Raw genomic sequence first — 11,198 nt, 5'->3', positions numbered from 1 at the left:
GATGCCGCATCCAGCCAGGCAGAAGCTACCCACGACCGCCCCGAAGCAAGCCACATTTGCATATGTCCTATAAGGGAGCGTTAAGTTGAGAGCATTGGGCCGAGGTGCTCTTCGAGCCCTGCTACGAGACCGGGAAATCGGTGCGCTGGGCAATCCGGCGCGCAGATGGCAAGCCGATGGGGATTGCCGGGCTCTGGGAGCACAGGGAGGACAAGGCCGGGGATCTGCACTGGTCGATGACCATGCTGACGATCAACGCCGATGGCCATCCCCTCATGCAGCGATTCCACAAGCCGGGCGACGAGAAGCGCTCGGTGGTGATCCTGCCCGACGATGCCTGGGGAGACTGGCTGCGAGCAAAGTCGGTAGATGCTGCGCGTAAATTCTTCCTGGGTTTCGATCCAGAGGCGTTTGTAGCTGAATCGGTACCCCGCTGAGGTCCAACGTTTATCAAGCCATGGGGAATCACAAGCACTTCTTCTCCGCCTGAACAGCCATACCCTGACGAGGAATTGTGCAAAAAAATAACGGTTCAGCCGACCGGAGTGGGGAGCAAGCGAAAATGCGATGTGCATCGTTGCGATAACCCTGGAAACTAGCCGAATCGCAGAAGCTTGAATGGATACGCCGTTAAAGCGGCCGCCTGCTGGCCGAGTTCCTCAAGACCCTAAGTTGTGCAGGCCGCAGGCACCACACACCAACGCTGCGCCCGTCCGATAGCGCGGACCGCGCCGGAACTGTTCATAGTTGGGATCTACGCATAATGGCGGGGTCCGGCCTGTGGCCCAGCCTGACGCCTCTTCCGATCGCGCCCCAGGACCGGGTGGTGTCGATCGTGAAAATCTGCGTCGCCATTACCCCAAAGGCTCATCTCGAGCTGTGGGCACCAGCAACTCGAACACCTCGACCCCGAGCGCTGCCGCCAAGCGCTCTACGTTGTCGAGCGAGATGTTCCGGCGCTTGGTTTCCACGTGTGCGACAAACGTCCTGTGCAAGCCGGCCTCGAACGCCAGAAGTTCCTGCGACCACCCCCTCTGCCGTCGAAGACGGATGAGGTTCAGCGCGAGTAACTCCCGAGCGTGCCCCCTGCCCCGCGGGCAAGGCGCCGACTGTGACGTGTTCATGCGCCGCAGTCTCAGGTTCTGCCGCTTTTACGTCAGCCGCGTTTGCGTCACATTCATGCACTTCGCGTATAATGAAGCCCTTCCTTTCGAGAGCCTCATCAGGTCAAGGAGAAGTCATGATGCATACCGCTCGATCCGCACTGGTCGCGATCGCGATATTCGGCGGTGCAGCGTCGATCCCGACTGCGAGCGCATTTGCTCAAAACCCGGCGCAAATCGATGTAGTGGCCCTGACGAAGGCTGCTGAGCAGGGATCGGCAGAAGCTCAGAACAAACTCGGCATTTTCTACCTTGAGAACAGGAAGTTCGCAGAGGCAATGACCTGGTATCTGAAGGCGGCTGAACAAAACCACCCAGAAGCTCAGTTCGTTCTCGGCCTGCTTCACGCGTCAGGCTCCGGAACGAAACAAGATTTCTCCAAATCTCTTGACTGGTTTCAGCAAGCCAGCAGACAAGGGCACGGAGAAGCCACATACCACGTGGCGCTTCAGCACTCGAAAGGCCAGGGGGTGCCTCGCGCAAGCATCCAGACAGCTGGAGAATGGATGCTTCTAGCCGCCAAGCAAGGTTACGTGAATGCCCAGTACGACATGGGGCTTATGTACATTCTCGGCGAAGGCGTTCCCCAAAATTATGTCAACACCATCCATTGGTGGTCAAAGGCCGCAGATCAAGGGCACGCAACGGCGGCAAATAACCTTGCGCTGATCTACGACGAAGGAAGAGGAGGCGCACCGATCGATCGGGAAATCGCCATTCCCTTGTTCAGAAAAGCCGTGGCACTCGGCAACTCAGACGCAGCCATCAACTTGGGCGTCAAGCACGTAAAGGGAACTGACGTCCAACAGAATCACGTTCTGGCTTACGTGCTTTTCAAAATTGCGTCGCAACTAGGATCGAAAGATGGCCCCCCGTCGGTAAAACGCATGGAGGCCATGTTGAGCGACGCTCAAATCGCTGAGGGTCGGGCCCTTGCCAGTTCATGGGTAGTTGGCAAACCGATTCCCACCACAACGAAAACCTGGCCGCAATAAGCATGGGCTTCAGTGTCCGAATCAACCACCTGGACGTCGATCCATGTACGCCAAAATTGCCACGCTCCTGATTGTCACGGCTTCAGCGCTAAGCGTCGGATGCTCCTCAATTCCCAAGGACCCTCAAGGTCGAGATGTCGTCTACCTGCAGCAAGTCGACTTCGACATCAGCAACCCTGACTTAGGTCTTTTCGTTCCGTGGCTGAATATCTCAGCAGACATCGTCACCAAGGTTGGTGTCGCAGTCTTTGCGGGCACGAAAGCCGCCCCAGCGCTTGAGGTGAAGAAGCCCCCGATGATCTACGTCACCTACTCCCACAAGGAGGGCGAGATCACCCCGCTGAACACTGGGAAGATCTTCTCGCGCCCCGTCTGGGAAGGAATGCCCGAACTCGTAACGAAGCGCTGGTACCGGCTTGCCGAAGACGGTGAGGGGAAATATCTGATTCCTTGTGAGCCCGCATGCCTGCCTGCACCCTCTGCGCAACTGGGCGATTGACCAAGATGAGCCCTCACCAGGGCGCCACGCGATGAAGTACGGCCTCTCTACACAGCACGCCGCGCTCATGAGGTCTGATCGCCTGAGCGACTCATTTCCAGTGGAGTTTGCGACCGGCGAGTGCTTCTCCGCACCAATGATGTGTTGCCGCTTTTGCGACCATCCAATCGAGGACGTGTTTCTGCGAGGGAAGGTCAGTCGCCCAGCGGCACAGGTCGCGCTCGTCGACTCCGGAGGCTACTGCGAGCGCTGCGATGAATTCACGATCCAGAGCTACCGTCTCTATGACGACGGACGAACCATGTGGTTTGACGGCAAAGCCTGGCGAGAATTCATCCCCGACCCTCCGTCGTTGCTGCAAAAGCTGACAAGCCTCCTTACGGGTCGATAACGACCAATCAGCGCGTTGCGGTCACCTTCAGATCACGCTCCACAATGGTGCACTCTTGCCGCCGGAGAAATAATGCCCAGTTGTACAACGTGTCAAACAGCGAACGATACCGATGTGAAGTTCTGCAAGGCGTGCGGAAAAACGATCAAAACACCGCTGGAAAAACCCGGCCGTGGATTCGTGATAGTCGGCCAACCTTTTGCCGGTCAAGCTGCCCTGAAGACGCTACGGCGCTCCAAGCTGATTACTCAGCTATGCATCGTTGGATGTGGTTTGACGGTGGGCTTCCTCTTGTTGGGCAGAGAAGGCGGAGGAATCGCCGCCGGAATCGTTGTTCTTGGTCTTACGCTGATTCTAGGGAGCTTTTTTGGGCGTATTCGGCGAAGCGATTACTCGGCTTTGCCGGGTGCCCGTGATACCGATGGTAGTCACCGATGCGTTACCTGCGGCCGCAAGGGGATATGGCGACGAACCGTGTACAAGACGAACACCACGATCGCGGCCTGCAGCAACTGCAAAACCGACCTCTGGTACGAGTGACACTGTGGCACGGCTGAGCGCCTCCGGAGTCAGTCGTACCCGTTCGCTGCATTTTCAGGCAACGAGCAAAAACCCGTCAGGCTGCGGCTTCACCCGAGACATGCCGCTTGTCATCCACAGAATCTGTGGATAAATCTGCGGTCTCCAGCCGCCCTATGAGGACCCTGAGCGCAGACATTGCTCATCCTCCCCTGCGCCAGGTTTGAGTACGCCCGAGTGAATCAGGAATTCCGTGATGCTCTTGACCTTCACCCCGGACGGAACCTCCTGAAGCCCGTACTCTCCGAGATGTGCCGCAAGGGCGCGTCGGATCAGCATCTCGGGGGTGATGCTCAAGTCGGCAGCCATCGCCTCGATGCAGTCCGGCATCGTCTCGTTGTCCGCGAACGAAACGGTGAAGACTTTTGGCATGATCAAATCCTCAATGAGGTAAGCCGGTCCCGTCTTCGCAGCACCGGCCATCAACGGAACGCCGTTGGAGGCACCGAGCCGTCACACGTGCCGCACAACTGGTTTAGATGTGTACGAACACCACCTCGGCCATGACCTCTTCTTCGAGCTCTTGCTTCAATGCACTGACAGCCGCCTCATCCACCGACTGAGTGCTGAGCAGTTGAATCCGTTTTCCCCATTTCGACACGACATCGCGGTCGGTCACATTGTGAGAAACTTGCTCTAGGATCGCCCGGCCCTGCTCCGTAGAAATGATCATCCCCTCACGCACGATCACGCAGCCACTCCGCTTGAGCGACTCGATGACCTCAGTTCGCGTCTCGGCATTGCCGATCACCGGCTCTCCACAGCGACTCATTCTTTCGATAAGGGTCTCCTCAGTGAAATGAAACTTTCGAGCTTGGTGTTCAACAATGCGGTGACCGAGGCATCGCAGGCGAGCGCCATCCTGGATCAAGGGCAACGCACGGTACGTACACGGCGCAAGCGCTCGCCAGCTTTTTGACTGGTTCAGCGAGACTTCACCAATCGCTTCAAGTACACCGCCCTTGCCGCTTTCACCAAGGCTGAAGCTGACGGTCGTAACAGCAATTTCATACGAAGGAAGGAGGCTCATCAGGAACTGCTCAGCGATCAGCAACCACGCATTCTGCTGATCGGGCGTCAGTCTCCGAAAGTCGGCAGGCCTGACTGTGGGGACAAGTGCGTGCCGCTCGAATACGTCTGACGGGTCATTCCGCTTCGAGGCCTGAGCATCATAGACAGTAGGCTGCGGTGCAAGCAATGGAAGCAATGGTTTCAACATCGCAAACGGCCGATGCTCAACGATGTGCCGCGCGATTCTGAGGGCATCTGCCGCCTGCTCCGGCCGCAAATACCGAGAGTCGGTCACAGGGAAGGTGACCAGTTGGTTCTTCGTGTCATAGAGGGATCGAGCAAGCTCGAGGGACTTCGCGGCAGACCAACGATAGCGGCTATTCGCTGCGGCCTGGAAAGTCGCAAGTGAAAACGGCTGAGGCGGCGGCTCAGTCTGGACTGTCTCGCTGACTTTTACAGTGGCGAATTCGAGTCCAGAGAGCTTTGCGTCGAGGCCCTGAACCTCTGCTGAATCCCATACTCCCAGTTCGCATGCAGGGGGATAAATCGTCAGCGCAATCGGCCCATCCTCGGTTTCGAGTGTCAGTTCGTTGTTGAGGTAGGACGCCACAGCCGAATGCTCAACCTCGCGGTCACGCTGGGCAATCAACGCCAATGTCGGCCATTCAAGCCGCCCCAACCGTAAGGCTGTTTCGATCCCCAGGCGCTTGCACACCGCCGGCGTCAAGTTCCATGCGAACAGCCAATCCGCCTCCAGTTCGAACCGCGCGACCCTGGCCGAATCCCTGAACGTGGCGTTCGGAACAAGCTGGGACAGCCCAGTCTTGATCGACTCGGAATCCGTCGCATGCATGAGGAGCCGCAGCGATGCCCCGCTGTGACGCAGAAATCGCACGGCATCGTCAATCCACATTTGACCTTGGCAACTCGGCGGCCCCGCATGCACCACCACCGTCGCCCGATCCAACAAACTCTTGACGATTCGAAGCTGAGGCTTGGTATCAGCTCGCCAGATTAATTTCGACGTTTTGAGGCTCGATGTGTTGCCTGAGCCCTCGTCGATTCCCAGTTCGAGGGCCGGACCATCAGTCCAGGTCACTGCATCGTCACCGACCCGTATGAACCCCTCTTCACGTATTGCGGGACCCGGCAGCGCATCAGCGATGGCCCGCGCGGTCGAAGGTTTATCTGTGATGAAAAGCCGCATGCGTTTCCTCTCGGACCGTTAGAGATCCCTGTTCGCCCAGATTGCCCGCGTGATGATTTCTGCGTCGCTCATTAGGTGCCCGAGCTTGTTCCACCACCATCCGAGCGCGACGAGTGCTTGTTGCAGGTCCATGGCTTTCTCCTTCTCGGTTTGTGTAAATTCATCATTCCAGTATTCTCGACCTCCAGCAAATCGACTTTCTCTGTTTCAGGAGAAGGAAGAAACCATACCCAATCGCTGCAGCCACGCTGCTATAATTGGTTGTGGTGTTCCCCGCGCACGCGGGGGTTGAAGGTATCACCTCTTCGCAGACGGCTTCGAGCCACGGTGTTCCCCGCGCACGCGGGGGTTGAAGCTTGATGCTCAGGGTGTGCTGCTCAAGCTCAACGTGTTCCCCGCGCACGCGGGGGTTGAAGGTTACGAATCCAGCCGCCCAGGGCTTGCTCATTGTGTTCCCCGCGCACGCGGGGGTTGAAGTTGCAGAACCCACCCCCTGACGGGGGCGAGAAAGCCCGCGCAGCGGGCTTTTTTTATAGGGTTAGCGGGTCAGGTCGTCTGTGAGTTCAGAAAACATCCGCAACGCGGCCTGATCACTGTTTTCATGGAAGAATATGGCGCGATATTCAGAATGAGCGTCGCTCCACTCCAAGGCCCAGTATCCGTCCCCTTCCTTTCCTGCCGCGCGCAGGAGCCCCCACGAGAATGACTCTCCTGCGATCCACTCGTGATCTGCGGGTACAAGAAGCGGCTCACCGCCGCACCATCCCCGCCAAGCCACCTCGTCTTCCTGCTCCATCTGCTGCATCTTGCTCATTTCGAACTCCTTCCTTGGTAAAAAAACAATCAGACAGAAACCATACACAATCGCTGCAACCACGCTGCTTTTGCCCTTTCAACGAAATGACAAACTGGCGGTGAATTCTCGAGCTTTCCCATTTCCGACATCGCGATGAGAACCAGTTCCAGGATTTCGCATTGATCCGCGCTTGCGACGGCATGTTCGAACGCCTCGAGCAGCTCTTTCGCGGAATGCGAGTGCCTCAGGCCGTAGAACGTCCCAATACCCTCGGCCACGTCCCTTTCTTCAATCTGATCTTGCATCTTCTTTCCCCTTAAAATTAGAACTGGCGGCACCCGTAAGCCCGTTCCAGATAGTCCTGCGCCATCATTCGCTCGTCCGATCCATTGCTCGAGAATCCATCTGCTCGCGGACAAGAGACCCAGTTCATGAGGCCTGCTGCATCGGCCATGAAGCCCCTCAGGACGGCTGACGCATCCATCCCATACGACTCACACAAGGCATCGAACTCAGGCGGCACCTGGACGGTGAGCGCTGCGGCCTCGTCAGCAACAAATCCGCCGGCGACACCCGGAACGAGGTGCCCGGGCGCCACAAAGCCCTTGGGCTTGCTTTCACACCACCAGCCGATCAGATCCCTGGCGACGTCATCGAGCTCGGGCATCCGCCGCAGCGATTGATCGTGGTACGCCTGAAAGCGCCACCAGCCCTCACCTGACGACGTTGCTACCCCGCGCTGTCCAGCCCATCCGCAAGCCCACTCAGCGGCGTTTGGCGGCGTGGGCAGGGCCATTGCCGGCTCTACAAACACCCACTTTCCATCTCTGACATCGTCCAGAAGCACATCGAAAACCTGACGGTTGGAGGAGTCCTCGGGGGGTGCGGGGGGAACGCCCGCTTCGTTGGTGGCAGGCTTGTTTCGGACGTGTGTTGGTGTGCTCATGGTTCTGCTCCTTGTGGATTGGTCTGACAGTCGGTATCGCCTCGCCGTCCAGGACCACCGCGCACCAAGGGCATCGCGCAAGGTCGCGCCATGCGCGCCCGCGAAGCGGGTTGCCTTGCTCGATGACCGCGCGGTGGTACAGGTCGGCGAAAAGGGCGGTACCGGATGTCAGGCCAGGCATCGGGCACCAGGGGCACGTCAACGGGCTGCGGCCGAAACAAGCCTGCCGGCGCGGGCCTGCCCCGCGCCCTCCGTCCTGCTGTCAAGCAGGGCGCTGTTTTGGTGTTACGGTAACGTTTCGACATGCGGCAGTCCTCAGCGCGGAATCGCGTCCACGCGCTGCTGATAGCCTGCCGGCGGCGCTTCATTGGGAATCGTGTTGCGCCCAATCCCGAACAGCTCGTTCCCCGCGTCCTTGACGGCCTGCATGGTCTTGTGACCAACATAGCCCGTGGCCACGCCAGCGGTGGCCGCGGTGTTCTGCGCGTTTTCGACCGTTCCCAAGGTGACCCGCTCTCGCATCTCTTGGGTGGCGAGGTTGCCGGGGCCCAGATCTGCCGGCGGGGTCTCGGAGACCGGCGCGACATCCCGATCGAGCACCTCGGCACGCATCTTCCCCGGTGGCGGCGGCGCCTGGGTCGGCACAGCAACCGGGCTTGCGCCCTGCGCGATGCGTCCGGCGACTTCGGCCTGCAGTTGGGCTGCCTCCGGGCTGAACTGCGGCGCCTCGCTCGTGGCTTGCTGTGCCCTCGCCTCAACGTCCATCGACAAGTCGGCATGATCACGAGCTCCCAGTCCATGCAAACCGCCAGCAGGCAGACCCGCCATGCGTGAGCCAATGTCGGTCACGGTTTCGTGATGCCCGGCGGACTGTAGTGCCGCGACGATCACGCCAAGCTGGACGTCATTGAAGTCGCGCGCTTCGCCGCCCATGCCCGCGGGGAAAGTCGCGCGGCGTGAATGATCGGAGAAGCCTGATGTGTAGCCGGCGTCGGTATTGATGAGGTTCGCGTGCAGGGCAACCAACTCCTGGGCTAGCCCAGCCCCCGATGCACGCTGGTGGGTCTGGTTGTAGTCGCCGCTGTAATCGAGCTTGCCGGACCGGCTCAGAGCCGCTGCGCGCTCGTAGCTCTTGCCGCTTTTTTCTGCGGTGCTCAGCGTGCGCTGGAGCTCGTCTCGCTCAGTCGATGAAAGATTGAAGGCCTGACGGGTTGCGTCGCTGTCGGCGTTTTCACGGAAGGCGGCCGATCCCACCCGCTGCGCGAACTCGGTTTTCCACGCGCGGCCTTGGTCCGTTCCGGCGATCCAGTCGTGCCCCTCTTTGCCCGCGCCAGTGAAATCCCCGCTCATCGCGAGTCCACTCCCGCCCAGGGCAACTCCAGCCTTTGCAACACCCTGGATGCGATCCCCCACTTCCTTGGAGAGTCCGTGTTTTTCCTGCAGCGTTCGAGACAATGAATCGACGTAGTTCATCGTCTCGGCCACTTCACGTGCACCGCGAAAGCCTGAACTGCTCAGATTCTGCTTGGCCGCCTCCCAGCTCCTCGCGAAGCTGGTTCCTTCGCCAGTCATCCTCGCCACGGCCGCAGACGACTCCTCCAGCTTGCTCGCACGGGACGCCAGAGTCTGGTCGTTCGAGTCCGAGAAACTTATTTTCGTGGCGGCGATGCCTTCCGCCGAAAAGCCCACCGCGCCCGTACCGATGCGTTGCGGTGCGACCGCGACATTCGCCCCAACCGCCGTCGGAGCGGGCTGCAGTTGCCGCTCGTCCGAGTGATCACGCCCGCTCATTCGATCTGCAAACTTCGCAAGGGCAAAATACGAGCCGGTGAGCACCGCAAGCGTGATCAGCGGGGTGGCCGCCATCAGATCGGACGCCACGGCAAGCTGCTTCGCGGTCTGCTCATACCAACCTGGCAAGGCGCTCAGTGTCAGCCCGCCATGCTCATTCATGAGCCGCGAGATCGCTTCGTTCCACTTGAAGAGAACGAAAAAGTTCAGCAGGTACGCCGCAGGCAGCCAGGACTGAGTCCACACACCAAACATCACGTACTTACCCAGCAGGTCCAAGGCTTTTGGGCCAGACGCGAGGGCGACGAGCATCACGAGGGGTGACAAGCCAATGAAAAGCGCGAGCAAAAAGCTCATCGAGTTCGACATGGTTCTCGTGAAGCCAGCGCCTGCGCTGGCTGCGTCGATGTTGAAGCGCTCAGCTTGGTCATGAAGGGCTTGAACGCACTGCAGATAAGAGCTGAGATCCGTCGTTTGCAGGATGCCGCACCGATAACCGTTGCTGGCGGCCTGGCCAAGCGCCAGCAGCGCAGCCGCAGACTGAACATCGGCCGCCGCAGTCGCGCTCATGCGAAGCCAAGCATCCTCGAGCTGATCGAGGCCAAAGGCCGCACCATCCGGGCGACTCACACCCATGGCAGCGCCGATCTGCTTGTTCACGGGCCCACCCATGTACTGTGCGAAGTCGGCCGCGAGACGCTCGGCAACCTCGGCGCAGGTCAGCATGCTGCCAGCCGGTACTGTGGAATTGCGGTTGTAGTACGGCGCGCGCATCCAGACCCATTCCGCCGGCGGGGTGGCGGTGTTGAAAGAGTTCAGCACGCCATTGGGGTCCGAGAAAAAGTCCGGCATGTACCGGGCCACACAGCGTTCCGCGAAGCTCGAGTACGTCACGACGAGGTCCGGCGCGAACGCAACCGTATTGCGAAGGGACAGCATCAGTTTCAACGGATTGGCGAACCCGTGATCGGTCAATGGAACCGTCCCGCCCGTGGTGCTATAGGCCGTCTGGAACAACTCACCGATCTTCACCGCCGCGGTCGTTACGATCGATGCCGGAACGGCCACCAGGAGCGGCACGTTGTCCACGGCACGGGCGGACCCCGTGGAAACATCCTCGAGCAAAACGGTCGCCCGGGTGAATCCTGCGCTCATCCAAACGATGAACAAGATCAGCATTACCGATGGATTGACGGTCCGCCATTGGTCTTTCAGCGCCCAGAAAATGACACCGACGAGGCTCAAGAGCATCACCAAGAAAATGGCGTCGCCGCCAAAACCTCCGCTCCCGCGGAAGGAGTCGGAGTTGAACACCATCGCGACGCCGTTCAGAACGGCTTCAATGAGCGCAAGATCGCCCAGGACATAGATGACCCAGTCCATTTAATCCCTCCAAAGATAAGAACCTCACTTTTATTCTCTGGGGTGTTTTCAAAACGATTGGGGTGTCATCCGAAAAATATTTTCGCTAGGAAAATTGCCCGCTTATATGAGCGATGCAGAATGCTCAAATGGTCGACGCCCGTCTCCGAACAAGAGGACATTCGTTTGTAGGGGGCCCGCCCGGTCGATTCGACCGGGTGGGGGCGAAGCCCTGCCGCCCACGCGCGGCAGCGGGGGAGCCGACCCCGAGGGTCGGGGGGCCGAATGGCCCCCGGGGGCCGGGTGGCAACCCGGCTGGGGGGGGCCGCCCGTTTTCCCGCGCATTTGCGGAGCGAAGCGGAGTCGCGCGGGAAAACGGGTCGGGGGGCAAAGCCCCGGGGCGCCGCGCGATCGCGGCCACCCCGAATCGCACCCTGCAAGGGCGAAGCGAAGCGGAG

Annotated in this window: 11 protein-coding genes; 4 read left to right on the top strand and 7 right to left on the bottom strand. The window is 59.7% G+C overall.

The genetic code is table 11. The features are described from left to right. Positions 1-104 precede the first annotated feature (104 nt). Positions 105-437 (top strand): SOS response-associated peptidase family protein, encoded by a 333-nt coding sequence (locus tag ACPT9U_RS10235; protein ID WP_435750842.1) that lies wholly within the window; start codon positions 105-107, stop codon positions 435-437. Positions 438-854: 417 nt separating this feature from the next. On the opposite strand, the gene ACPT9U_RS10230 is transcribed toward ACPT9U_RS10235, so the two are convergent. After that, the gene (locus ACPT9U_RS10230; protein ID WP_297358954.1) at positions 855-1,124 is read right to left on the bottom strand and encodes a helix-turn-helix domain-containing protein; all 270 of its coding nucleotides are present in this window, start codon (positions 1,122-1,124) and stop codon (positions 855-857) included. 116 nt (positions 1,125-1,240) lie between these two features. On the opposite strand from ACPT9U_RS10230, the gene ACPT9U_RS10225 reads away from it, so the two are divergent. From ACPT9U_RS10225 to ACPT9U_RS10215, 3 genes are all read left to right on the top strand, one after another. After that, complete coding sequence (locus ACPT9U_RS10225; RefSeq protein WP_435750841.1) at positions 1,241-2,158, top strand: tetratricopeptide repeat protein; 918 nt, start codon at positions 1,241-1,243, stop codon at positions 2,156-2,158. Positions 2,159-2,201: 43 nt separating this feature from the next. Then, positions 2,202-2,657 carry a hypothetical protein gene (locus ACPT9U_RS10220; protein ID WP_297358950.1) on the top strand — a complete coding sequence of 152 codons (456 nt, stop codon included), beginning with the start codon at positions 2,202-2,204 and terminating at the stop codon, positions 2,655-2,657. Between the two features lie 505 nt (positions 2,658-3,162). Further along, the gene (locus tag ACPT9U_RS10215; RefSeq protein ID WP_435750840.1) at positions 3,163-3,588 is read left to right on the top strand and encodes a hypothetical protein; all 426 of its coding nucleotides are present in this window, start codon (positions 3,163-3,165) and stop codon (positions 3,586-3,588) included. Between the two features lie 153 nt (positions 3,589-3,741). Here ACPT9U_RS10215 and ACPT9U_RS10210 read toward each other — a convergent pair whose 3' ends face one another. The 6 genes from ACPT9U_RS10210 to ACPT9U_RS10185 form a co-directional block, all read right to left on the bottom strand. Beyond that, positions 3,742-3,999: a hypothetical protein gene (locus ACPT9U_RS10210; RefSeq protein ID WP_435750839.1), complete on the bottom strand. Its 258-nt coding sequence runs from the start codon at positions 3,997-3,999 to the stop codon at positions 3,742-3,744. A gap of 103 nt (positions 4,000-4,102) precedes the next feature. Next, positions 4,103-5,845, bottom strand: coding sequence for a DNA topoisomerase (locus ACPT9U_RS10205; protein ID WP_435750838.1), 1,743 nt, complete (start codon positions 5,843-5,845; stop codon positions 4,103-4,105). Positions 5,846-6,383: 538 nt separating this feature from the next. Then, a complete protein-coding gene (locus ACPT9U_RS10200) occupies positions 6,384-6,659 on the bottom strand; it encodes a hypothetical protein (RefSeq protein ID WP_435750837.1) in 276 nt (91 codons plus the stop codon). Between the two features lie 29 nt (positions 6,660-6,688). Continuing rightward, positions 6,689-6,946 (bottom strand): hypothetical protein, encoded by a 258-nt coding sequence (locus ACPT9U_RS10195; RefSeq protein ID WP_435750836.1) that lies wholly within the window; start codon positions 6,944-6,946, stop codon positions 6,689-6,691. 17 nt (positions 6,947-6,963) lie between these two features. Then, on the bottom strand, positions 6,964-7,587 hold the full coding sequence (locus ACPT9U_RS10190) for a hypothetical protein (RefSeq protein ID WP_435750835.1): 624 nt from the start codon (positions 7,585-7,587) through the stop codon (positions 6,964-6,966). A 315-nt stretch (positions 7,588-7,902) separates the two neighbouring features. Further along, positions 7,903-10,761 (bottom strand): conjugal transfer protein TraG N-terminal domain-containing protein, encoded by a 2,859-nt coding sequence (locus tag ACPT9U_RS10185; protein ID WP_435750834.1) that lies wholly within the window; start codon positions 10,759-10,761, stop codon positions 7,903-7,905. Positions 10,762-11,198: the final 437 nt, after the last annotated feature.

The organism is Thauera sp. AutoDN2 (assembly GCF_051280715.1).
Lineage (GTDB): Bacteria > Pseudomonadota > Gammaproteobacteria > Burkholderiales > Rhodocyclaceae > Thauera.
This window is presented reverse-complemented; position numbering and strand designations above follow the sequence as displayed.